The following is a 22,359-nucleotide window of genomic DNA, read 5'->3' as shown; positions in this document are numbered from 1 at the left end:
ATAGGCCACAACTTTTGTTGTAGCCTATTATGAAGCCTCTGAAAGATCGTTCAATTAACTTAAACGATCCGCATTACTATAAAAAGCGGCTTTATTATTTTATTAGTAGCTAGTAGCGTATTTACTTACGTTTAGTCGGTTTTACACGTTGATTGTGCTTTTTAACCGCCTTGCGAATTTGGTTTATTTTAGCGCGCTTGTCTTTACGCTTTTCAGGAATAACCGACAGCTTAGTTTGTGTTTCTTTGCCAAGCTTTACTGTTTTACGTAAATAGTTAACCGTATCTAAATCATACTCAATCCAGCCACCTTGCGGTACACGCTTATCAAGCTCTAATTTACCGTAACGAATACGAATAAGACGTGATACTTCCACATCTTGTGATTGCCATAAACGACGCACTTCACGGTTACGACCTTCGTTAAGCGTTACATTATACCAACGATTAATACCTTCACCGCCCATAGGCTTGATACCAGTGAACTTTGCGGGGCCATCTTCAAGTTCTACGCCACGCAGTAAGTTTTTTATTGTTTCGTTAGTGACTTCACCAAATACACGTGCTGAATATTCGCGTTCAACTTCATAGCTTGGGTGCATTAAGCGGTTTGCCAATTCACCGTCATTAGTAAACAGCATTAGACCTGAGGTATTAACGTCTAATCGGCCTACTGCTATCCAGCGATCGCCATCAATACGAGGTAAGCGGTCAAAAACGGTTCTACGGCCTTCAGGGTCTTTACGCGTACTTAACTCACCCTCTGGTTTGTTATACATAATTACACGACAAATTCTGTCTGCTTTTTCTTCTATTTTAACGGTATGGCCGTCAACACGAATTAAATCGGTTTCTTCAACCCTGTCGCCTAACTTAGCTACTTTACCATTTACACTCACACGATTTGCATCAATGTATTTTTCCATTTCACGGCGTGAGCCTACACCTGCACGGGCTAGGACTTTTTGTAACTTTTCACCTTGTATACTCATTCGGATGGTTCTCTCACAGAAGGATCACTTAATAACTGGGTAATTTTACTTTGCTGTTGCTCTGGCAATGCGGGTAAATCATGAAGTCCCGTTATCGAAAAATAATCTAAAAATTGTTTAGTCGTTGCATAAAGTGCCGGTTTACCGGGTACTTCTTTATGCCCAACTACTTTAATCCACTCTCTTTCAAGCAGAGTTTTAATAATATTTGAGCCTGTTGCTACACCCCGCACTTGCTCAATTTCACCACGGGTTATGGGTTGCTTGTATGCAATTAACGACAGGGTTTCGAGTAAAGCTCTCGAGTATTTAGGGGCACGTTCTTGCCATAAATTACTCAACCATGGGCTTAAACTACTGCACGCTTGAAAACGATAGCCACTGCCTACCTCAACTAAACGTATTCCACGCGTCTGATAGTGAACTTGAATGGCCTCTACAGCATCATTAATGCGCGCCATAGAAATTGCTAAGTCGTTTAAAACCGTGTCCTTAAGATGACGTTTTGATACGGGCTTGCCTGCCACAAAAATCGCCGCTTCAATGATTTCAATTAATTGTTCATCACTAATTCGCCGACCAACCATAATCACTCTAAAGTTAATAAACACACACAGCCATCTATTATGACAGAACAACGGCAAACTAGGAAAACATATTAATAAAATAACATTTTATAGGTATAAAAAAGCCAGTGAAAAACACTGGCTTGGTATCAAGTGTATCTAATAATGTAATTTAGCTATTTTTTAAATTGCTCAAGTGCATCGTCCTCTGCAACAGAATCACCATGCTTTTGGATATAGCTATTAAACTCTTTTTTACTTACTCGTTTATCTTTATTGCTGTCCATGTAACCAAAATGATTTGAAATATCATCATCGTCAGCTTCAGAAACTGAAATAAAACCGTTGCTATCATTATCTAAGCTTTTAAAGTCATTTTCTATTTTATCAAACTTCGCAATATCAGCCTTAAATGCAGACTCACTCACTTCACTATCTGTAGCAACTTTCCCAGCATTTAGCTGCATATAAGCGTCATATTCATTACGGCTAATTTGATTATCCATATTAGTATCTATATTCGAAAAGTGCTGCCAAATACTATCATCGTCGGCTTCTATTTTAGAAATAAAGCCATCGCTATCGTTATCTAAGCTTGCAAAATCACTGTCGATTTTTTCTAAACCTTGATTAGAAGAACAAGCTGCTAAACTCAATGCGGCTAAAACAGTAGAAACTATCGTTAATTTTTTCATCAGACGTATCCTTGTATTAATAAATTTCAAATCTAGTAATACAAATACGATGCCAAAAAAAAATAAATTACTAAAATCAAACAATTAACCAAAAAAAACTTCTATTGCGATATTCAATAATGTAATTTTTGCAAAAAAAAGCTCGGTAAGAACCGAGCTATTTATATCTAAAACGGTAATTTAGATTGCAGCGTTTTGGTAACGCTTAACAAAATCAGTAACGCTTTGGCCATTACACTTTAATGAATTTAAGTTACCAATTTGCTTACGTACTGGTTGTAGGCCTTGCTTTACTGCAGTAATACATAACTGTGTTTCTTGGTGTGAATCTTTTGCAAATACTTCTACTTTAGACACAACTGATTGCGTTGCTTCTTCTTTTTTTGCAATGTCATGGATGTCTTGACCGTTACATAGGATACTTTTTGAATAACGTGATAAATATACACCGTGCTTTGCTGCCATTTTACGAGCAGCCGAAAACCCCTCATTGGCGCTTACTACACATAAGTTAGACTCTAATTTGTTGTCTTGGCTGTAATACGTATTGCTTTGCGCAGTAGCAGTTACAGAAACAAAAAGAGAGGCGGCTAAAAGTAATTGAGTTTTCATTAGGAGGTCCTATTTGAACGAGTTAAACATACGATTTTTGCGCATTATATAGACAAGTTTTAACATATAAATTGAATATTTTATTGTTTAATATTGCATTTACAATGTTTAAACATTAAGCAAAAATTGATCAACATTTGTGCAGCTATTTTCTCGTTTCAGTCATGTTATGTCGCTCCAAATACTGATACAATTTAGCCAACAATGAAAATAAATTTGAAGGTAAACTTTATGAAAGTGATTTCTTTTAATATCAATGGTCTGCGTGCTCGCCTACATCAGTTACAAGCTATTATTGATAAACACCAGCCAGATATTATTGGTCTTCAAGAGATCAAAGTGCACGATGAAGCATTTCCGCTAGACGATGTACAAAAAATGGGTTATCACGTTTATTTTCATGGACAAAAAGCGCATTACGGTGTGGCAATGTTATGCAAAAAAGAGCCTAAGTCGGTATTAAAAGGCTTTTCCACCGACACAGATGAGTCGCAAAAGCGAATGATCAGCGTTACCGTAGAGCAAGAAAATGGCCGTGACCTACATGTTATGAATGGCTACTTCCCGCAAGGCGATAACATCAATCACGAAACTAAATTCCCTTATAAACGTCAATTTTATCAAGACTTAATGACTCACCTAAATAGTCATTACACGCCTGATCAAGATGTAATTGTAATGGGCGATATTAATATCTCTCCAACCGATTTAGATATTGGTATTGGTGAGGTAAACGCAAAACGCTGGTTAAAAACCGGAAAATGTTCATTTCAACCCGTTGAGCGTGAATGGCTAGCAACGTTATTAAACTGGGGCTTTAAAGACACCTTTAGGGAGCAAAACCCAGAAACTAACGATCAATACTCGTGGTTTGACTACCGCTCTAAGGGTTTTGTTGATAATCGTGGACTAAGGATTGATGTGGTTCTGGCAACGCATGACTTAGCAGCTCGCTGTATCGACACCGGTATAGATTACGAATTACGTGCTATCGACAAGCCTTCAGATCATGCCCCTATTTGGTCTGAGTTTAATTAACGATTATGCTAAGCGTGCAATTACAGGCATTACTGTGGATTGGTGTTATTGTTATTGGCTTTTTAAGTGTTAATAAATCAACATACGCCAATTTATTTAATACGCCAGCAAGGCAAACCGGTGTGTTTGCCTGCGCGCTGGTGCTCGCTTTACTATGGCGTATAAAAGCCGGTATTTTACCTGGTCTTGATCTTCATATACTTGGCATTACTGCTGTTACGCTGATTTTAGGCTGGCGTCTGGCTATTTTAAGTTGTGTATTAGCAACAGCCCTGCTAACTGCTTTTGGACAAATAGCATTCGAGCTGATTGCGGTAAAATTACTAATAAGTGCGTTTATTCCAGTATTATTAAGCTACTTTGTATTTATGCTTTGTTACCACTACTTAGCGCGGCACTTTTTTATCTATATATTTGTTTGTAGCTTTTTAACGGCTGGTGTCGTTGCTTGCGTTAACATTATACTCGGGGGTGTTTTTTATTACGCAATTGGCGAATATAATTGGCATCAGCTAACAGAAAACTACATTTATCTCAGTCCTATTTTAGCGTTTCCTGAAGCAATGCTAAACGGTATGGCAATAACTGTTATGATCACCTATCGCCCGCACTGGGTAAAAACTTTTTTTGATAAGGACTATTTAGGCTCATGAGTCTTCATTACCATTGCCCTATTTGCAAACTTCCATTGGCACTTAATGAAAAAACATTACGCTGTGATAATAACCACAGCTTTGATTTTGCCAAAGAAGGCTATGTAAACTTACTCCCCGTGCAAAATAAAAACTCTAAACAGCCCGGTGACTCTTTAGAAATGGTACAAGCAAGGCGTTCATTTTTAGAGCAAGGCCATTATGCATTTTTACAGACGGCCTTAGCTAATTTAGTCAAACCGCTCAATGCAAATATAGTGATTGATTTAGGGTGTGGCGAGGGGTTTTACACCCATGCTATAGCAAATAACACGCAAGCTACTGTGTATGGTGTTGATATATCTAAGTCGGCGGTAAAATACGCAGCAAAACGATACAAACAATGTCAATTTAGCGTGGCATCAATAAGCCACGCGCCCTTTAATGATCACCTTGCTGATGTGTTAATTAGCGTGTTTGCCCCTTTGTTCGACGATGAACTTTCTCGCCTTGTTAAAGAGGATGGCTGTTTAGTGGTGGCAAGCCCTGGGCCTATGCACCTCAAAGAGTTGAAAAAATATATCTATAATACGGTAAATGAACATACTGAAGTTGCTACGCCAACAGGCTTTAACCAATCATCGCAACAGCTCATTACAGAGCAAGTGTCACTCACATTTAGCGACGTAAGAAATTTAATAATGATGACACCCTTTGCATGGAAGTTCAGACCCGAGCATTGGCAGGCACTTGAACAAAAACAGCATCATAAGGTTACCTTGTCATTTTATATTAGCCAGTTTGTTAAAACTGCTCTTTAGTAAAGGTTTTATCCATTTTATCAAACATGTCTTTTAACAATTCAGCAAGCTCCAAATAGCGGGGCTTGTTTTTCCCCATTTGTGCGTCGTAACCGTTGGCGACCATTTTTGCAAACAACTCGTTGTACCATTGCAGCATAGCGGGTTCTAATTCTGTTTGCGCACGTTTACCTAGCCATAAAAGTCCTTGTAACGGCAAGGAGATAAAAAATAGACTACTGGCAATAGCTTGAGGTAAAAAATCAGGGCCTAAATAATTAAGCTGAAAAAACAAAGTTAGCATGGCTAAAATAGGCATTACTGTAATCGCAAGCTCGGTTGCTCTGATCACTTTAAACTCGGCAAATAATGGCGCGACCTCTTTACGCATAGGCCATGTTTTAGCATAAGCGCGCCCTAATTGAACTTGTGATATCACACTTTTTTGCATTATAAATCCTCACAATCACGGCATTTAACACTTGTAAAAGCATCTTGCTTATAAAAGTGTAACACAACTCTCACTTTATCGGTAAAAATGCTTAATTTCATTAGTAAAACTCACAAAAAGCATAAATTATAGAAAGAATTCCACAAAGCCCTTTTAATAAAGTCAACTACACTTTAGTCTAGACCCATTTAAGCCTACAATGCTTATATATCAACCAAGTGTACTGATTAATATTTAAATGGAAAATGATTCTATGCCAACTCTCCCAAAAAAACCAAACCATGTTTTGGTACTTAATTGTGGAAGCTCAAGTTTAAAGTTTGCAATTATTGATGCAAACACAGGAAAAGACATTATTTCAGGTTTAGCTGAGCGCCTAGGTGCAGATGCTCCCTCAATAAAATATAAATTTAAGGGAGAAAAGACCACCATTAAACTTGCTGCTAATCAGGCACACGCGCATGTGATTGATACGCTGGTTGATTTAATAAAAGATCACAATCTTGATGAGCAACTAGTTGCTGTTGGTCATCGTGTTGTGCATGGCGGTGAGCATTTTACCCAATCAGTATTAATTGACGAACGCGTTACTGCAGGTATCACGCAAGCAGCCACGCTAGCACCTTTGCATGGCCACGCTAACTTACTGGGTATTTCATCAGCGCAAGCATCATTTAAAAATTTACCGCAAGTAGCCGTGTTCGACACGGCATTTCATCAAACGATGGATGAAGTCGCTTATCTTTATGCCCTTCCTTATCAGCTTTATAAAGACTTTGGTGTTAGGCGCTATGGTTTTCATGGCACCAGCCATTTTTATGTGGCAGGACAAACTGCGAAGTTGTTGGCACTTCCCATTGAAAACAGTAACTTTATTAGCGCCCACTTAGGCAACGGCTGCTCAGTGTGTGCGATTAAAAATGGCAAAAGTGTTGATACCAGTATGGGGTTAACCCCGCTTGAAGGGCTTATTATGGGTACGCGCTGTGGCGACATTGATCCGGGCCTATTTAACTTTTTAACCACGCAACTCGATTACACTGCTCAGCAAATTGATGACTTACTCAATCAAAAAAGTGGTTTATTAGGCATAAGCGAGTTGTCTAACGATTGTCGTACCATAGAAGAAGCCGCTATTGCAGGCAACCAGCAAGCTATGCTGGCACTTAATATGTTTTGTTACCGCCTCGCAAAACAAATAGCCGCTTACATGGTCCCGCTGCAACAGCTAGACGCAGTTATTTTTACCGGCGGTATTGGCGAAAATTCCGATATTATCCGTGATAAAGTACTTAAACAATTGGCCTTTTTAGGTATTAATTTAGACCCACAAGCAAACCTTGATGCACGTTTTGGCCAAGCTGGGTTAATTAGTACAGCTGATTCACGTAGCAAAGCGGTTGTTATGCCCACTAACGAAGAATGGGTGATCGCACTTGATGCCGCAAACATCACCAAGGAGTTATAATATGGCTCGTCGTATTATGTTGATCCCCGTTTCAACTGGGGTTGGTTTAACCTCAGTATCGGTGGGTTTGGTAAGGGCGCTGGAACAGAAAACTGTTAAAGTTAATTTTTTTAAACCTATAGCTCAACCACGCGCGGGTGAAACAGGCCCAGAAAAGTCAACACAAATTGTTACCCAAGGCTCACCTATTGATCCACCTACGTCATTTGCGCTGGATTACGCCGAGCAAATGATTGGCGATGGCAAAGGCGATGACCTGCTAGAAGAAATTGTAGAGCGTTTTCAAAGTAAAATTAACGATGATGAAGTGGCTATTATTGAAGGCATGGTGCCTACCCGTCGCCAACCATATGCGGGGAGAGTAAATCGCGAAATCGCACAAACTTTAGGGGCGGATATCGTTTTTGTACTTACCCCTGGCAATTACAACATTACTCAAATTGAAGACCGCCTAGAAATAGCCGCTGGTAACTATGGTGGCATTGACCACCCTCGCGTGCTTGGCTGTATTTTTAATAAAGTAAACGCCCCCCTTGATGAGGAAGGTCGTGCTCGCGCCGATTTAGTCGATACCTATAAGCCAGAAGCGCTTGATAACGAATTAAACCGCTTAGCTTCTTTACCTATTTTTAGAAAAAACCCGTTTATGTTACTCGGCGCTATTCCGTGGGATTTTGAACTGGTTGCCCCACGTGTTAAAGATTTAAGTGCCTATTTAAAAGCCACTATTATCAACGAAGGCGATATGGTACACCGCCGACTCAGACGAATTACATTTTGTGCCCGCACGGTATCCAATATTTTAAACTATTTTACGCCAGGTGCGTTATTGGTTACCCCTGGCGATCGCTCAGATATACTCGTTGCAGCTTGCTTATCGGCCATGAATGGCACAAAACTAGGTGCAATTTTACTTACCGGTGGTTTTGAGCCTGAGCCGCGTATTATGGCGCTATGTGCACAAGCTATGCAAACTGGCCTACCAATTTTGGCAACCGAGGGCGATACCTGGCGCACTTCTTTATTGCTGCATAACTTTAACCTAGAAGTGCCTAGCGACGATGAACAACGCATTGAAAAAGTAAAAGATCATAACGCTGCACATATCGATTCTGATTGGCTGGACACATTAGCAAAAAGTGTGGGAAAAACCCGCAAGTTATCCCCGCCGGCCTTTAGGTATTTATTAACCGATAAAGCACGTAAAGCGGATAAAACGATTGTACTGCCTGAGGGTAACGAGCCTAGAACCATTAAAGCCGCTGCTATTTGTGGCCAGCGCGGCATTGCTAAAACAATTTTACTTGGCGATCGCGATGAAATATTTCGAATCGCGGAGCAACAAGGGATTGAACTGAACGAGCATGTGACTGTAATAGAGCCAACTAGTATTATTAATGACTACGTAGCACCTATGGTCGAAATTCGTAAAAACAAAGGCTTAACTGACGTTATTGCAAAGGAACAACTGCAAGATAACGTGGTACTGGGCACCATGATGCTAGAGCAAGGAAAAGTAGATGGGCTGGTTTCAGGGGCAGTCAATACCACGGCTAATACCATTCGCCCGCCTTTACAGTTGATTAAAACCGCACCAGGTTCATCATTAGTCTCGTCGGTATTTTTTATGCTTTTGCCTGATCAAGTGCTTGTTTATGGTGACTGTGCTATTAATCCTGATCCTAATGCTGAACAACTAGCCGACATTGCAATTCAATCTGCCGATTCTGCTGCCGCATTTGGCATAGAACCTCGTGTAGCAATGATAAGTTACAGCACGGGTAATTCGGGCAGTGGCGCTGATGTAGAAAAAGTCCGCGAAGCAACAAAAATTGCCCAACAAAAGCGTCCTGATCTCATTATCGATGGGCCATTGCAATACGATGCGGCCATTATGGAAAGTGTAGCTATTAAAAAAGCGCCAGATAGCCCGGTTGCCGGTAAAGCAACCGTGTTTATTTTCCCTGATTTAAATACGGGTAATACCACCTACAAAGCAGTGCAACGAAGTGCTGATTTGACCAGTATTGGTCCTATGTTACAAGGCATGCGCAAACCTGTTAACGACTTAAGCCGTGGCGCATTAGTTGACGATATTGTGTATACCATTGCTTTAACAGCCATTCAGGCGGCGCAAGTAGAAGCGCTTAATTAAGGCCTGTAATTAACATGCCTTTTTTATAGCCTAGCCATTTTTTATTTAACAATCAACTGGTTAGGCTATTTATACCTCACAACCCCCAAGCTTATCCACAGAAATTGTGGACAATTATTTTTTAGCTAATAAAAATATAGCACGGCCTAAACTTGAGCCTTTAATTTAGCTTCAATACTCTATACTATAAAGCTATTATTTTGCTGCTGGCGATACGTTTAATGTCAAAACAAACATTACAATTACACAGCACCGTGTTATCTATTCATAGTTTAGCCCTTGATGCTGACATACCGCCTGCGCTGTTAAAGCAACCGTTATTTTTTATCTCAAAAACGCATGATGAACTGTCAGTTGTTTGCCCTGTCGACTTTATTATTGATAGCCAAGACACTGAATCTAATTGGCAAGCACTGGAGGTAATAGGCCCTTTAGGGTTTTCGTTAACTGGCATTATGGCAAACCTGTCAGGCGTATTAGCCAGAGCTGGCGTGTCCATTTTTTCGATATCGACCTACGATACCGACTATATTTTAGTAAAAAAACAAACGGTCACCAAAGCAATTACAGCCCTTAAAGCCGATGGCTACAACGTGGTAACTCAATAAATAATGAAATCTGAAGACGTTAGCTATTTAACTAAAAATAAAATACCCCGAAACGCGATACAAATCACGAGCCCATTCAGTGGTAAAGTAATGCCAATGGAAGAGCATCCACAACCCTTTTTTCGTTTTGGCACACTCGGCCCAGGTATTGTTGTTAGTTTATCGAGTCATAAAGTATTAGCGCCCTTCAATGGCACCTTACTGCAGGTAAAAAGTGCCGGTTGTGAATTTATTTTAAAAGCCAATAACGGCTTAAAAGTATTAATAAACCTAGCTGTTCCCGATTCACAAACACTTACGCATACTCATATTGCTCAGCTTAACGGCAGCAAAATAACCAAAGGCCAACGCCTTGCTTATTTTGATTTACGTGAGCTCGACTCGCCTATTTTAGCCAGCCTTATAATTCTCAACGGCCATAATTTAGGCACTTTTCATTATTCTCACCCGCAAGTTAATGCCGGTGTAGATACCTTATTAACTATTATTAAAAAGAAGTAGATTTATGATCACTCTCTATGGCATTAGCAACTGCGATACAATTAAAAAAGCAAAAAAATACCTAAGCGATAACGACATCGCATTCACTTTCCATGACTACCGCAAAGACGGCGTTAATAACGACATGGTAAGCGACTTTGCAGAACATATTGATTGGGAACAATTGGTTAATAAACGTGGCACAACGTACAGAGCGCTTACTGATGAGCAAAAACAAAGCTTGACTAAACAAACCGCTATAAATTTACTCGTTGAACAACCGGCGATGATCAAACGTCCTGTTCTTGTTAATAACGGGCAATATCACTTAGGCTTTAAAGCAGCACAATACGATGAGATTTTTAAATAATGACCCATCCAGTAATTACCCTAGCCCAAGCCTTAATTCAGCGAGAGTCGGTTACACCTGAAGATGCCGGGTGCCAACATATGATGAATGAACGTCTAAGCGCCATTGGCTTTGATATTGAATCGCTATTTTTTACCGATACCCTAAACACATGGGCACGCAAAGGGACCCAATCGCCCCATTTTTGTTTTGCCGGTCATACTGATGTGGTGCCCACTGGGCCTGAAAAAAACTGGCAGCACCCGCCTTTTGCAGGCCTAATTGAAGACGGCTTATTGCATGGCCGTGGCGCTGCCGACATGAAAGGCTCATTAGCAGCGATGATTGTGGCAACCGAACGCTTTGTGACTAAGCATCCAGATCACAAAGGTTCCATTTCGTTTTTAATTACCTCAGATGAAGAAGGCCCGTTTATTAACGGCACTACCCGCGTGATTGATACTTTAGAGGAGCGCGGTGAAAAAATAGACATGTGCCTTGTAGGTGAACCCTCTTCTCGCGATGTACTCGGTGATGTGGTTAAAAATGGCCGCCGTGGTTCACTCACGGGATTTTTAACTATAAAAGGCGTGCAAGGTCATGTGGCCTATCCACATTTAGCACAAAACCCAATTCATTTAGCCACGCCAGCTTTAACCGAGTTAAGCCAAACTGTGTGGGATATGGGTAATGATTTTTTTCCAGCCACCAGCTTTCAAATCTCTAATATTAATGGCGGTACGGGCGCAGGCAATGTGATCCCTGGGGAACTAGAGGTACAATTTAATTTTAGATTTAGTACCGAAGTTACTCATCAACAACTCCAACAAAAAGTAAATTCCATTTTACAAAAACACAATTTAAATTATGAACTCAATTGGATTGTGAATGGCTTGCCGTTTTTAACCGATCACGGCCCATTGGTTGATGCCACCGTAGCCGCCATTAAATCGGTAACGGGGTTAACCACTAACTTAGAAACAACAGGTGGCACCTCAGATGGTCGTTTTATCGCACAAACGGGTGCTAAAGTTATTGAATTAGGGCCACGTAATGCCACTATTCATAAAGTGGACGAGTGTGTTAGCACCGACGACCTAATCGCGCTGGCCGATATTTACGAACAAATATTAGAGCACCTGTTAACTTAATGACTGCAAATAAAGAACTCATACAATGCATCACTGGCCAAAGTGATGCACATTTAGTTGCCATACAAAATCACTCTTTGCATGCCGATATTGTAAATGACTTTATTGCACTGCAAACAGCGGCTGCATCAGCAGGCTTTGACTTATGTATTGCATCAAGTTTTCGGGATTTTAACCGTCAATCAGCTATTTGGAACGCTAAATTTTCCGCTAAGCGGCCGGTATTAAACAAAGCCCAGCAACACGTTGATATTAATTCGCTCAGTGATATTGATAAATGCATTGCCATTATGCTTTATTCTGCGCTACCGGGGGCGAGTCGCCATCATTTAGGGACTGATTTAGATATTTACGATAAAGGCGCAGTAAGTGACGATTATGTTTTGCAATTGAGCCCTAATGAATATCAGCAAGGTGGGCCTTTTGCTAAATTAAGCCAATGGCTAGACACTCATCTAGCAGAATTTGGGTTTTATCGACCTTACCAGTACGACTTGGGCGGGGTAGCTCCTGAGCTTTGGCATATTAGCCACATAGCGCAATCAGCACAGCTTATTGGTCACCTTACGCCAGAAGTGTTGCACGACTGCATTAAACACAGTGATTTATTAGGTAAAGACGCTATTTTAACCCACTTACCTGCATTGTATGAACGCTTTGTGATCAATGTAAGTCCACCAGCTAAGCAGTTTTAGTCTTTTTATTTAAAGTAAAAACCAATACCGCTAGTAAAATGATACTGCTGGGGAGCATAAATTGTACAGTTAATGTTTCAGATAAAAATACAGCCCCTGCAATAGCCGCCAAAACGGGTACGCATAACTGCACTATGGCTGCATGCGTGCTCTTTAATAGTGGCATAGCCACATACCAAATACTGTACCCTACGCCAGATGCGATGGCACCTGAGGCTATTGCAAGTAACGCTCCTTCGATACGTATATTTTTAAGCTGGCTCATTCCCACCACAATTAAAATAGGTAGCACTAATAAACTACGTATAAAATTAAAGGTAGTGGCTCTTAGCGGCGACATACACGCCTTGCCACGAATACTGTAAATTCCCCACGCAATGCCACTTATACTCATTAATAATGCAGCCATCAGCGGTGGTGCTGTCTGTGAGGGCAGCATTAAGTAAACAAATGCCGCAAACGCCACTATAAATGCAAGCCATTGCATAGCACTTAAACGCTCTTGTTTATATATGCCCCAGCCAATCATTGTAAATTGCACCGCCGAGAATAAAATAAGCGCCCCCATACCGGTATCAAGCTCGATATAAGCAACAGAAAAACACAGCGCATATATCAATAAGCTAGCACTGCTTCGCCAACTGCCAGTATCGTTAATAATAGGATTACTTAACTGCGCTTTTTTATTTAACTGCCTAGTGTAGAGCAGCATAATAATGGTCAAACACACTGCCCCACTCATTAACCTAATAACGGTAAAATTCCACGCATCAATGTAGCCTTGCGCCAACGCTAACCGACACAATAATGAGTTTGCAGCAAAAGCAACTAACGCGATAATGGTAAACAGTGTTGCTTTCAAATTAATTCCTAACGTATTGATAAATATGTACCGTATTTATATACCGATTAAATTAACGCCCAATGTTGTAAACGTTAACATGGTTATTTTTTAAATGATAAAGTTTTTGTTAAGGGTTTTTGTTCTATGTTTATACACTACGCTTTTTTACAATCTTTCACACTTGTATTTATTGGCAGTATGTTAACCTTACAGAATAAATAAGAAGGAGTGCGTGTGCGTCACATTTTAACTTTTAGTCTTTGCTTTATTGTAAGTGGTTGTAGCACCATTGGCTTTGACGATCTCTTTAATGATTACGCCACTAATACCACCCCTATTAGACAAGCCATTACGAATAATAATATTGAGAGTGCACGCTCCTTAATAAGCAAAAACAGCAAAAACAGCAAAACACACAGTAATTATTTACTGAGCCAATTAGAGCAAGGCCGCATCGCGGATTTAGCCAATAACCCCAATAACGCACAAATTCATTTTGAAAATGTCTATCAACAAATGCAATCTAAGCGCCAAGCTGCAAAAATACAAATAAGTGCTGGGCTTGAGCAAAGTAATGCGCTGTTAACCAACGACTCAGCTATTGGTTATACACCGCCCGCCTACGAAATGAGTATGTTGCATAGCTACAAAGCGCTCAATTATGTTTATAAACATGATATTGAAAGCGCCTTAGTTGAAATACGCCGTGCTAATAAAGTACAAGTTGATGAACTACTAAATAATCAAAGCGAATTTGATAATGCCGCTGCCCAAGCACAGCAACACTACCCCAATATGGATAACTTAATTCGCTCGGCTAAAAATGGCTTTCAAAATGCGTACACGTTTTATTTATCAGGCTTGCTATATGAAACGGCAAAGCAAGGAGATGATGCCTACATAGACTATAAAAAAGCGCTCGAAATACAACCTAACAATCCGTATTTACAACACGATGTACTGCGTCTTGCTAAGCAACAAGGTTTTGCTGATGACTATAACCAATTTAAACGCCAGTTTGGTGAAGTTAACAGCTTAGAAAAAAACCAAGGTGAAGTGGTTATATTATTCGAACAAGGCCTGATACCAAAACAACACGAATTTAAATTACGATTACCCATTTATACTTCACAAGGAGACGCCCGCTTTTATAGTCTCGCCATGCCCATTTATATAAATAATGCTTATGAAAGCACCGTTAACAACGTCAAAATTAATGACCATGTATTATCACTAAGCTCGTTAGTACACTTAGAAGCACTGGCCGCTAAAACGTTAGAGCAGCAAGTTGCTGGGCGCGTATCGAGACAAATATTTCGCTTAGTGGCGAAAGAAAAGCTGCGCGCTGAGCTTGCCCGCAGTGGCGGTGATGTGGGGAATATTTTAGCAAACTTATATAATCTTGCATCTGAGCAAGCCGATACTCGCAGCTGGCTTACCTTACCCAATCAAATTAGTCTTGCCCGCAGTGCAGTGGCTGCAGGCGAACATACCTTAAATGTTGGCTCACAACCGCCAATAAATTTTACCGTTAGTAAGCAAAGGTTAACGTTAATCTACCTAACCTCTGTTAATAACTATTTTAACTCCCATGTAGTGCAACTTTAGGAGCCATCATGAAATACATACTCCCCATTATTGCGTTGTTTATACTTAGTGCATGTAGCAGCCGACCTGTAACCTCAGGCATTGGAGTTGAACAAACTACCAACGCCTACAAAGAGCAGCTCAATGTTAACAATCCACAGTTAGCAAAAAAGCTATTAATTAGTGATGTAAAAACCCGCCAAACAAATAACTTAACCGACGTGGTAGTCACCTTGGCGAGTACCTATAAAAAGTCACAATATTTACAGTATCAATTTAACTGGTTTGATAAAGATGGCTTTGTAATTAAAGGCAACCACTCGCCGTGGCAAGCCCTCACATTATTTGGCTTTGCTAAAACTCAGCTTGCAGGACTCGCGCCTAGCCCTAATGCCGTTACTTTCTCTTTAGCTGTAAGAGAAGTGTCTACTGAAGCTCAAAAATTTAAAGATTAAAGGAAACCATGATGATCAATAAACAATTCAAATCACTCTCTGGCTATGCAATTTTAGGCCTAGCCGCACTCACACTAACCGGCTGTGCTAATAAAGCAGTCGTTAGTTATGGTGATGCCCAAGCCGTAGAAACCACAGATATAAACTTTGGCTCTACCGACCTACAAAAAGTAGCCTCGCAAATGACCGACTCACTGCTCAGTTCGCCAGTGGTTGGTACTATGACTGCCAATACACGCCCTGTGGTATTTGTTGAGCGTATTAAAAACAAAACCAGTGAACACATAGACACTGAGTCAATTACCGACTCAATTTCGACTCAATTACTTCGCAGTGGAAAATTTAGATTTGTTGATATGACCCGTGTAGAAGCGGTTCGTGAACAACTTACATTTCAAAATGAAGATGCACTGATCAATCCAAGCACTGCGGTGGCCTTTGGTAAACAAATTGGTGCGCAATATATGCTGTACGGTAACCTATCGAGCATTGTTAAATCCAATGCTGATAAAGCCGATGTGTACTACAAATTTACAATGCGCTTAATGGATATGCAAAGTGGCCTTGTTGAATGGGCTGACGAAACTGAAATTCGTAAAACCCGTGAAAAATCTACCTTTGGTTGGTAACTAACAGGAGCGAACCATGAAAACACTTAGCTTATTTTTATGCACTTTATTAATATTTAGCGCCCCCACTTTTGCCAAGTATGAACGCAATAAAGCCGTTCCTGTGCAGCAAGTACTATTTGGTAAAGTGAAGTCGGTGCGCAACATTACAGAGCAACAATTGGTTCACGATAAAAGTAACGGTTGGAAAACCTTTGGGGGTGCCCTATTAGGTGGTGTTATTGGTAACCAGTTTGGTGGTGGCAGCGGTCGCACAGTAGCGACGATTTTAGGATCAGTGATTGGTGGTAATGTTGCGCATAATCAGCAACAGACACAACGCTATGAAAACCTCCAATTAGTTGAACTGCTAATACAAGTAGAAAGTGGTGAACAATTTATGGTGGTACAAGACAACGATCCCGCTATGCGTTTTCACCAAGGTGATAATGTGCGTCTTATTTATTTAACTAATAACACAGTCCGCGTAGATAGCGCTTATTAGAGTCTATTTATATTTCGAGCTTAATTATTAAAGTTCCAACAAAAAACCTAACTTAGTTCGCTAAGTTAGGTTTTTTAAATGTATTCACTTTTATTTATTAAGCGGGTTCTTTTGCCCAAAGCTGCTCGTTTTCATGCATTTCATATAAACCATGTGCACGGTTAATCAGTAAATTTGCAAAATCAGCTTGGGTTTTATCTCGCGCACCCGCGGTAATAATTTGATCGGCCTTTAACTGCCACTGCAGTGAAAAATAACGCATTGCATCGCGTGCATCTTTTGCTGCAGACGCTTCAGCATGATCAGTTGGTAAACGACCGGTGATCACCCAATAGCTTTTACCGTTTTGCGCTTTAAATTTCCAAAGCGCACATAAAGGCGCTAAAAAGCGACTTTCTTTTTCAAGCAATGTTTTGGGCATAATGCCTTTTTCAGCTAAATGCTTTTGCGCATTTTGAAAGCATTCGCGCTGCCATTGAATTTCTTGTTGCTGAAGTTCAGCTTGCTGCTCTGGTGTTAATGGTTTTTGTTCTTGTTGCTGCATTTTAATAACCTTTTTACTTCTTTGTTTACACTTTAAGGGCATAACAAATAAGGCGCAAGCATAAATAGCGTGCTTAACACCTTATTCGCAGCTGTTTGCTGGGTTTTTAAGCAAACCGATTATTTTATGTTGTGATCAAACGACCCCACATCACCGGGGAACACCACTGGCGATTCAACACCCTGTTTATTCACGCTAGCAACGCCAAAATAGTAGTTATCAATAACCACATTTTTAAGCGTAAACTCGCTTACCTTATCAACCCATTGGCTGTATTGCCATTGTGGCTCACTCGTATAGCGCCAGTAAATTTTGTAACCGGCAATATTTTTATCTTCCGATGGTTGCCAAGAAAGTGTGGTACTGGCGCGTACGGCACCACTAATTTTCACTTCTTTCGGTGGCGCTGGTGCCCATGCCATTGACGCTAGGCTCACCGCATTCAATGACGTGAGTTTTGCGGCGTAATCAAAATCAACCCCATCGATGGTATCACCGTACACTATGCCATTTTCGGTGCGTAGGTCTTGATGTTGACGGTCGTAATGCTCGTTAGTTTCCATTATACGTACAGCTGCAAAGCCCGCATCATTAAATGGGCGATGATGCCCTCCTCGAGCAAATCGGTCGAGTCTGTATACCAGCATAGTGTCTAAATTTTCAATGTACTTATCGGCAATGGTGTCTATGTAACGCGCTAAATTACGACTCGCTGAGTCAACTTCGCCACCTGTAAAACGACGAGTACGCGCTTGCTCTTTGGTTTCAACCACTCGTGTCCCTTCTGAAAAAATGCGTGCAGTGGTGTTATCGGTTACGCCATTAATACCGGTAATATTACCAATCATGTCGTTATTTAAAACACCATGAACCTGCCAATTATTTTTTTGCGCATAAGCGGTTAAAATTTTACCGCCAAATAAACCTTGTTCTTCACCTGAGAGAGCCGCGTAAACAACCGAGCCATTAAATGTATATTTCGATAAAACACGCGCTGCCTCAATAACACCGGCAATCCCTGAAGCGTTATCGTTTGCACCTGGCGCATCGCTGGTAAAATCCATTACATCACTAACGCGAGAGTCTATATCACCCGACATCATCACCATACGATTAGGCTCAGTACTGCCGCGCTGAATCGCAATTATGTTAACCACTTCTACAGGGTTAGGAATGCGCTTTTCTCCCGAAATGGTTTGTTTTACCTCTATTATTTCTAAGCAGCCACCACATTGTGCCGAAATCGCTTCAAATTCTTTTTTAATCCAACGCCTTGCAGCGCCAATACCACGTGTATCAGACTTAGTCTCTGATAGCGTATGTCGCGTACCAAAACTCACCAGCGTTTGAATATCACTCTCAATACGCTGCGCCGAAATCTCTTGTGCAATTTTATGCAATGATGCTTGTTGTATAGACTCGCCAGCAAAGCTTGTAAGCGTTACAGAGCATAATGATGCCAACACACAATACTTTATAAGTCGATTAACTAACTTTAAACCTAAATAAGACATCGCATTGTTATCCTCATAATAAATGCTACCAACATGACAGCAGAAACCAATAACCGCAAACCTTTTGAGATAGACACTAAAAATCACACGCTTAATTACAGATTATTAACACCTTGAATTTTACTTACAATTTAACCCTCACCAAACAAGTCCTCTTTTCAAGCACACTATTTTAATAAAAATAATCACTTATACTGTTTTGACCGTATATAGTGCTAAACAAAATTAATCAGCTATCATTTTATAAAGGCTAATTTAATCAATAAGGTGCTGAAATAACATGAAGAAACACGAAAAATTACCAGATGATCATGTTGATCCCCTGATTTACTAAAATCCGGTTATATTTGGGCTCTAGCTCGCTGCCCGTTGAACTGGTTATTGCTACCGCATTGATGGCTGTGGCGTGTAAAATTATTGTCCTCGATTTAAAATTAGTGACCTCAGAGCAAATTGTTGGCCTGGCGTTAGTTACTTTAGCACTGGATATATCGTATTGGCTGGTAAAAAATAAAACCGGCCACACTAAGCTTTAAACGGTTAACTCAACTTAAGTTAACCGACGCACACCTCATTCCCACTGCGCCTTTGTGTTTTACAATGGTATAATGGGACATCTTTATAAATATTTAATTAAGCAGTTAATATGTATCGACTATTTGAACGGATGACTAAACCGTTCCCAGAGCGTTCTCCATCTCAGCCTCCTAAAACCCTTTTTGCATTTTGTCGTCACTACACTAAAGGCATGGAACTGTCGTTAGTGCTTATGTCGCTCAGTGCCGCATTACTCGCTATTTTAGAGGTGTCTTTATTTAGTTATATGGGCCAACTGGTTGACTGGCTTGGCGAGTACACACCTGAAGAGCTGTTTTCGCAGCAACAATCCGCGTTAATAAAAATGGGGTTAATGCTTTTAGTCGTCATGCCTGTAGTGGTGTTTTTTAGATCAGCTATTTTACACCAAGCGCTATTGGGGAATTACCCTATGTCGATTCGTTGGTTGGCACACCGTTATCTACTGCGTCAAAGTGTCAGCTTTTATCAAAACGAATTTGCTGGGCGTATCGCTACAAAAGTATTACAAACCTCATTAGCAGTACGTGAGTCAGTCACTAAGTTACTTGATGTACTGATGTACATTGCTGTTTACTTTGGCTCAATGGTGTTTTTAGTGGCCGCCTCAGACTGGCGTTTAATGTTGCCATTATTAGTGTGGTTAGCATTGTATATTTGCGTGCAAATTTACTTTGTACCCCGATTAAAAAGTATTGCAAGTTCACAAGCTGATGCACGCTCAGAAATGACCGGCCGTATCGTCGACAGCTACACAAATATTTCAACCATTAAGCTGTTTTCTTACACTCAACGCGAAGAACAATACGCTAAACAAAGTATGGATGTATTTTTACAGCCTGTTTATAAACAAATGCGCTTGGTCACCAGCTTAAACGTGGTTATTCAAAGCTTAAACTATTTGTTAGTGTTTTCGGTAGCAGCTGTGTCTTTGTATTTATGGTCGTTAAGCGCCATTAGTGCAGGAGCGATTGCCGTGGCATTGAGTTTATCATTAAGGCTCAATGGCATGGCCCAATGGATCATGTGGGAAATTAGCAGCTTGTTTGAAAACATTGGCACCGTGGCTGATGGCATGCGCACCCTTTCTAATCCTATTGCGGTTGATGACAAACCAGAAGCCGAAACGTTAAAGGTCACCCAAGGGGCAATCGACTTTAATAATGTACATTTTAACTACGGTAAAGCCGCGAATGAAAATAACCGTGGCCCCGTAATAAACGGATTAAACTTAAACATTAAACCCGGTGAAAAAATCGGCTTAGTGGGTCGCTCTGGCGCGGGTAAATCCACATTAGTTAACTTGTTGCTGCGCTTTTACGACACCGACAAAGGCAGCATTAGTATTGATGGCCAAAATATTACGGATGTAAGCCAAGAAAGCCTTCGCCGCTATATTGCTATGGTTACCCAAGATACATCCCTACTACATCGCTCAGTAAAAGATAACATTTTATACGGCAGACCCGATGCCACAGAAGCCGAAATGCTCGATGCGACTAAGCAAGCCAAAGCCCTTGATTTTATAACCGATTTAGAAGACAGCAAAGGCAACAAAGGCTTTGATGCGCAAGTTGGCGAACGAGGGGTCACCCTGTCAGGCGGTCAGCGCCAACGTATTGCTATTGCACGCGTACTACTTAAAAACGCGCCAATCCTCATACTTGATGAAGCCACCAGCGCTTTAGACTCAGAAGTCGAAGCGGCTATTCAAGCAAGCTTAGATGATTTAATGACAGGTAAAACAGTAATCGCCATTGCCCATCGATTATCGACCATTGCACAAATGGACAGACTCATCGTGCTTGATGAAGGCGGCGTTGTAGAGCAAGGCAGTCACGATGAATTAATTGCCCAAGGCGGCATTTACGCTGCTCTTTGGGCACATCAAACCGGCGGCTTTATTGGCGTTGAGTAATTAAACTAATTGAGGGCGGGCTATTATAGCCCGCTCTTGTTTACTAAAATTAAACTTATGCTTTGATTTTAAAGCTATTTATAGTTATTTAGTCGAATTTTATAGTCTACCTCTTGCCCCACTGTTTTTAAAATGCCACATTCGCGACTGACTTTTTATCATTCATCAAGCAATTCACCATGTCATTTTTAATCAAACATAAATACACCCTCTATGGGGTGTTCGCTATTTTACTTTGGAGCAGTTTAACTGCCTTTATCCGTGACCTATCAGAGTTATTTAGCCCTATTGGCGGTGCTGCTTTAATTTACAGCGTCAGTGCGATTTTTTTAATACTAGTCATGGGTGTACCAAGGCTAAGCAATTACCCAAAACGCTATTTAGTCTTTGGTGGCAGCTTATTTGTTATTTACGAAATGTGTTTAGCGTTATCCCTCGGCTTTGCAAATAGTCGCCAGCAAGCGTTAGAAATGGCAATTATTAACTACCTTTGGCCAGCGTTAACCATATTATTATCGATTATTGTTAACCGCACTAAAGTAAGCGTATTAGTCTACCCGAGCATACTGATTGCATTTTTAGGCGTTGCATGGTGTATTGCAGGCAACAGTGGTTTATCTATGGCTGTATTAACCGCTAATATTAGCGACAACCCACTGCCCTACTCTATGGCGTTTGCAGCAGCGTTTATTTGGGCTGTGTATTGCAGTGTAACGGTTAAACTTAGCGAGGGTAAAAATGCCATTAGTGTATTTTTTGCAGCCACGGCAATCTCTTTATGGATAAGTTACGGACTGAGTAATGAACCCAGCTTTGAGTTTAACGTATATTCTAGTTTTACTTTATTGCTGGCAGGGGTGGTTATTGGTGGAGGTTACGCACTATGGAACCAAGCAATAATTGGCGGTAACCTAGTGTTGTTAGGCACCTTGTCTTACTTTATTCCTGTATTGTCTACGCTATTTGCCTCTATTTACTTATCACTATCGCTCACCAACGCATTTTGGCAAGGCGTAGTATTAGTTACATTAGGCTCATTAATGTGTTTTATGGTGACCCGAAAAACAAAGCCAGCCCAATAAAATAAGTAAGCGAAAAGCTAGGGACTGTCTGCTTT

Annotated in this window: 25 protein-coding genes; 17 read left to right on the top strand and 8 right to left on the bottom strand. The window is 40.6% G+C overall.

The window, feature by feature from the left end; translation table 11 throughout:
- Positions 1–121: 121 nt before the first annotated feature.
- The 4 genes from rluB to MTN97_RS13435 all read right to left on the bottom strand — a co-directional run bounded on the left by rluB (position 122) and on the right by MTN97_RS13435 (position 2,864).
- Positions 122–991 carry a 23S rRNA pseudouridine(2605) synthase RluB gene (rluB, locus tag MTN97_RS13450; protein WP_036982855.1) on the bottom strand — a complete coding sequence of 290 codons (870 nt, stop codon included), beginning with the start codon at positions 989–991 and terminating at the stop codon, positions 122–124.
- Positions 988–1,578: an SMC-Scp complex subunit ScpB gene (gene scpB, locus MTN97_RS13445; RefSeq protein WP_013464798.1), complete on the bottom strand. Its 591-nt coding sequence runs from the start codon at positions 1,576–1,578 to the stop codon at positions 988–990. Before scpB ends, rluB begins: the two co-directional genes overlap by 4 nt.
- 155 nt (positions 1,579–1,733) lie before the next feature.
- Entirely contained in the window at positions 1,734–2,252 is a 519-nt protein-coding gene (locus MTN97_RS13440) for an EF-hand domain-containing protein (RefSeq protein WP_076920981.1), read from the bottom strand.
- Positions 2,253–2,432: 180 nt separating this feature from the next.
- Positions 2,433–2,864: an exonuclease III gene (locus MTN97_RS13435; protein ID WP_248474605.1), complete on the bottom strand. Its 432-nt coding sequence runs from the start codon at positions 2,862–2,864 to the stop codon at positions 2,433–2,435.
- 231 nt (positions 2,865–3,095) lie between these two features.
- Between MTN97_RS13435 and xthA the strand changes: the two genes are divergently transcribed.
- The 3 genes from xthA to rlmA are packed head-to-tail and all read left to right on the top strand — an operon-like array spanning position 3,096 to position 5,355.
- Positions 3,096–3,902 (top strand): exodeoxyribonuclease III, encoded by an 807-nt coding sequence (gene xthA / locus MTN97_RS13430; protein ID WP_013464795.1) that lies wholly within the window; start codon positions 3,096–3,098, stop codon positions 3,900–3,902.
- Positions 3,903–3,907: 5 nt separating this feature from the next.
- Positions 3,908–4,555, top strand: a complete 648-nt coding sequence (locus MTN97_RS13425; protein WP_013464794.1) for an energy-coupling factor ABC transporter permease — start codon at positions 3,908–3,910, stop codon at positions 4,553–4,555.
- Entirely contained in the window at positions 4,552–5,355 is an 804-nt protein-coding gene (gene rlmA / locus MTN97_RS13420; protein WP_036982858.1) for a 23S rRNA (guanine(745)-N(1))-methyltransferase, read from the top strand. Before MTN97_RS13425 ends, rlmA begins: the two co-directional genes overlap by 4 nt.
- Here the strand turns inward: rlmA and yfbV are convergent.
- Positions 5,339–5,785 (bottom strand): terminus macrodomain insulation protein YfbV, encoded by a 447-nt coding sequence (gene yfbV / locus MTN97_RS13415; RefSeq protein ID WP_036956398.1) that lies wholly within the window; start codon positions 5,783–5,785, stop codon positions 5,339–5,341. The two genes, rlmA and yfbV, sit on opposite strands and share 17 nt — an antisense overlap.
- Before the next feature lie 253 nt (positions 5,786–6,038).
- Between yfbV and MTN97_RS13410 the strand changes: the two genes are divergently transcribed.
- The 7 genes from MTN97_RS13410 (at position 6,039) to MTN97_RS13380 (ending at position 12,691) form a co-directional block, all read left to right on the top strand.
- Positions 6,039–7,253 (top strand): acetate kinase, encoded by a 1,215-nt coding sequence (locus tag MTN97_RS13410; protein WP_076920976.1) that lies wholly within the window; start codon positions 6,039–6,041, stop codon positions 7,251–7,253.
- A 1-nt stretch (position 7,254) separates the two neighbouring features.
- Entirely contained in the window at positions 7,255–9,408 is a 2,154-nt protein-coding gene (pta, locus tag MTN97_RS13405; protein ID WP_248474604.1) for a phosphate acetyltransferase, read from the top strand.
- Between the two features lie 221 nt (positions 9,409–9,629).
- Positions 9,630–10,016, top strand: coding sequence for an ACT domain-containing protein (locus MTN97_RS13400; RefSeq protein ID WP_029609972.1), 387 nt, complete (start codon positions 9,630–9,632; stop codon positions 10,014–10,016).
- A 3-nt stretch (positions 10,017–10,019) separates the two neighbouring features.
- Complete coding sequence (locus tag MTN97_RS13395; RefSeq protein WP_036982864.1) at positions 10,020–10,517, top strand: PTS glucose transporter subunit IIA; 498 nt, start codon at positions 10,020–10,022, stop codon at positions 10,515–10,517.
- A gap of 4 nt (positions 10,518–10,521) precedes the next feature.
- Positions 10,522–10,866 carry an ArsC family reductase gene (locus MTN97_RS13390; protein WP_069439382.1) on the top strand — a complete coding sequence of 115 codons (345 nt, stop codon included), beginning with the start codon at positions 10,522–10,524 and terminating at the stop codon, positions 10,864–10,866.
- The gene (gene dapE, locus MTN97_RS13385) at positions 10,866–11,996 is read left to right on the top strand and encodes a succinyl-diaminopimelate desuccinylase (RefSeq protein WP_033102505.1); all 1,131 of its coding nucleotides are present in this window, start codon (positions 10,866–10,868) and stop codon (positions 11,994–11,996) included. Before MTN97_RS13390 ends, dapE begins: the two co-directional genes overlap by 1 nt.
- Positions 11,996–12,691 carry a M15 family metallopeptidase gene (locus tag MTN97_RS13380; RefSeq protein ID WP_248474603.1) on the top strand — a complete coding sequence of 232 codons (696 nt, stop codon included), beginning with the start codon at positions 11,996–11,998 and terminating at the stop codon, positions 12,689–12,691. Before dapE ends, MTN97_RS13380 begins: the two co-directional genes overlap by 1 nt.
- On the opposite strand, the gene MTN97_RS13375 is transcribed toward MTN97_RS13380, so the two are convergent.
- Positions 12,678–13,553 (bottom strand): DMT family transporter, encoded by an 876-nt coding sequence (locus MTN97_RS13375; protein WP_069439379.1) that lies wholly within the window; start codon positions 13,551–13,553, stop codon positions 12,678–12,680. The two genes, MTN97_RS13380 and MTN97_RS13375, sit on opposite strands and share 14 nt — an antisense overlap.
- 216 nt (positions 13,554–13,769) lie before the next feature.
- Here MTN97_RS13375 and MTN97_RS13370 point away from each other — a divergent pair, with 216 nt between their 5' ends.
- The 4 genes from MTN97_RS13370 to MTN97_RS13355 are packed head-to-tail and all read left to right on the top strand — an operon-like array spanning position 13,770 to position 16,690.
- Positions 13,770–15,143, top strand: coding sequence for an adenine DNA methylase (locus MTN97_RS13370; protein WP_248474602.1), 1,374 nt, complete (start codon positions 13,770–13,772; stop codon positions 15,141–15,143).
- A gap of 8 nt (positions 15,144–15,151) precedes the next feature.
- Complete coding sequence (locus MTN97_RS13365) at positions 15,152–15,577, top strand: YcfL family protein (RefSeq protein ID WP_248474601.1); 426 nt, start codon at positions 15,152–15,154, stop codon at positions 15,575–15,577.
- An 11-nt stretch (positions 15,578–15,588) separates the two neighbouring features.
- Positions 15,589–16,206: a penicillin-binding protein activator LpoB gene (gene lpoB / locus MTN97_RS13360; RefSeq protein WP_051894383.1), complete on the top strand. Its 618-nt coding sequence runs from the start codon at positions 15,589–15,591 to the stop codon at positions 16,204–16,206.
- Positions 16,207–16,222: 16 nt separating this feature from the next.
- Positions 16,223–16,690, top strand: coding sequence for a glycine zipper 2TM domain-containing protein (locus MTN97_RS13355; RefSeq protein WP_024602570.1), 468 nt, complete (start codon positions 16,223–16,225; stop codon positions 16,688–16,690).
- A gap of 97 nt (positions 16,691–16,787) precedes the next feature.
- On the opposite strand, the gene MTN97_RS13350 is transcribed toward MTN97_RS13355, so the two are convergent.
- On the bottom strand, positions 16,788–17,234 hold the full coding sequence (locus tag MTN97_RS13350) for a DUF4826 family protein (RefSeq protein ID WP_008110031.1): 447 nt from the start codon (positions 17,232–17,234) through the stop codon (positions 16,788–16,790).
- Positions 17,235–17,353: 119 nt separating this feature from the next.
- The gene (locus MTN97_RS13345) at positions 17,354–18,748 is read right to left on the bottom strand and encodes a M28 family peptidase (RefSeq protein ID WP_248474600.1); all 1,395 of its coding nucleotides are present in this window, start codon (positions 18,746–18,748) and stop codon (positions 17,354–17,356) included.
- 335 nt (positions 18,749–19,083) lie between these two features.
- On the opposite strand from MTN97_RS13345, the gene MTN97_RS13340 reads away from it, so the two are divergent.
- From MTN97_RS13340 to yddG, 3 genes are all read left to right on the top strand, one after another.
- Positions 19,084–19,284: a phosphate-starvation-inducible PsiE family protein gene (locus MTN97_RS13340; protein WP_312842963.1), complete on the top strand. Its 201-nt coding sequence runs from the start codon at positions 19,084–19,086 to the stop codon at positions 19,282–19,284.
- A 110-nt stretch (positions 19,285–19,394) separates the two neighbouring features.
- On the top strand, positions 19,395–21,242 hold the full coding sequence (locus tag MTN97_RS13335) for an ABC transporter ATP-binding protein (protein ID WP_036982874.1): 1,848 nt from the start codon (positions 19,395–19,397) through the stop codon (positions 21,240–21,242).
- 179 nt (positions 21,243–21,421) lie between these two features.
- Complete coding sequence (gene yddG, locus MTN97_RS13330) at positions 21,422–22,324, top strand: aromatic amino acid DMT transporter YddG (protein WP_248474598.1); 903 nt, start codon at positions 21,422–21,424, stop codon at positions 22,322–22,324.
- Positions 22,325–22,359 lie beyond the last annotated feature (35 nt).

Source organism: Pseudoalteromonas sp. 2CM36K (genome assembly GCF_023161865.1).
Taxonomy (GTDB): Bacteria; Pseudomonadota; Gammaproteobacteria; order Enterobacterales; family Alteromonadaceae; genus Pseudoalteromonas; species Pseudoalteromonas tetraodonis.
Note: the sequence above shows the minus strand (reverse complement) of the source record. Positions and strands in the feature narration are given on the sequence as shown.

Bases quoted from the DNA above. Each gene is read 5' to 3' on its own strand.
- yddG (WP_248474598.1), top strand. From the start codon at position 21,422: ATGTCATTTTTAATCAAACATAAATACACCCTCTATGGGGTGTTCGCT.
- MTN97_RS13395 (WP_036982864.1), top strand. From the start codon at position 10,020: ATGAAATCTGAAGACGTTAGCTATTTAACTAAAAATAAAATACCCCGA.
- MTN97_RS13435 (WP_248474605.1), bottom strand. From the start codon at position 2,864: ATGAAAACTCAATTACTTTTAGCCGCCTCTCTTTTTGTTTCTGTAACT.
- MTN97_RS13380 (WP_248474603.1), top strand. From the start codon at position 11,996: ATGACTGCAAATAAAGAACTCATACAATGCATCACTGGCCAAAGTGAT.
- yfbV (WP_036956398.1), bottom strand. From the start codon at position 5,785: ATGCAAAAAAGTGTGATATCACAAGTTCAATTAGGGCGCGCTTATGCT.
- lpoB (WP_051894383.1), top strand. From the start codon at position 15,589: ATGATCAATAAACAATTCAAATCACTCTCTGGCTATGCAATTTTAGGC.
- MTN97_RS13365 (WP_248474601.1), top strand. From the start codon at position 15,152: ATGAAATACATACTCCCCATTATTGCGTTGTTTATACTTAGTGCATGT.
- MTN97_RS13440 (WP_076920981.1), bottom strand. From the start codon at position 2,252: ATGAAAAAATTAACGATAGTTTCTACTGTTTTAGCCGCATTGAGTTTA.
- MTN97_RS13345 (WP_248474600.1), bottom strand. From the start codon at position 18,748: ATGTCTTATTTAGGTTTAAAGTTAGTTAATCGACTTATAAAGTATTGT.
- MTN97_RS13350 (WP_008110031.1), bottom strand. From the start codon at position 17,234: ATGCAGCAACAAGAACAAAAACCATTAACACCAGAGCAGCAAGCTGAA.
- xthA (WP_013464795.1), top strand. From the start codon at position 3,096: ATGAAAGTGATTTCTTTTAATATCAATGGTCTGCGTGCTCGCCTACAT.
- dapE (WP_033102505.1), top strand. From the start codon at position 10,866: ATGACCCATCCAGTAATTACCCTAGCCCAAGCCTTAATTCAGCGAGAG.
- MTN97_RS13400 (WP_029609972.1), top strand. From the start codon at position 9,630: ATGTCAAAACAAACATTACAATTACACAGCACCGTGTTATCTATTCAT.
- rluB (WP_036982855.1), bottom strand. From the start codon at position 991: ATGAGTATACAAGGTGAAAAGTTACAAAAAGTCCTAGCCCGTGCAGGT.
- scpB (WP_013464798.1), bottom strand. From the start codon at position 1,578: ATGGTTGGTCGGCGAATTAGTGATGAACAATTAATTGAAATCATTGAA.
- MTN97_RS13410 (WP_076920976.1), top strand. From the start codon at position 6,039: ATGCCAACTCTCCCAAAAAAACCAAACCATGTTTTGGTACTTAATTGT.
- rlmA (WP_036982858.1), top strand. From the start codon at position 4,552: ATGAGTCTTCATTACCATTGCCCTATTTGCAAACTTCCATTGGCACTT.
- MTN97_RS13335 (WP_036982874.1), top strand. From the start codon at position 19,395: ATGTATCGACTATTTGAACGGATGACTAAACCGTTCCCAGAGCGTTCT.
- pta (WP_248474604.1), top strand. From the start codon at position 7,255: ATGGCTCGTCGTATTATGTTGATCCCCGTTTCAACTGGGGTTGGTTTA.
- MTN97_RS13390 (WP_069439382.1), top strand. From the start codon at position 10,522: ATGATCACTCTCTATGGCATTAGCAACTGCGATACAATTAAAAAAGCA.
- MTN97_RS13425 (WP_013464794.1), top strand. From the start codon at position 3,908: ATGCTAAGCGTGCAATTACAGGCATTACTGTGGATTGGTGTTATTGTT.
- MTN97_RS13355 (WP_024602570.1), top strand. From the start codon at position 16,223: ATGAAAACACTTAGCTTATTTTTATGCACTTTATTAATATTTAGCGCC.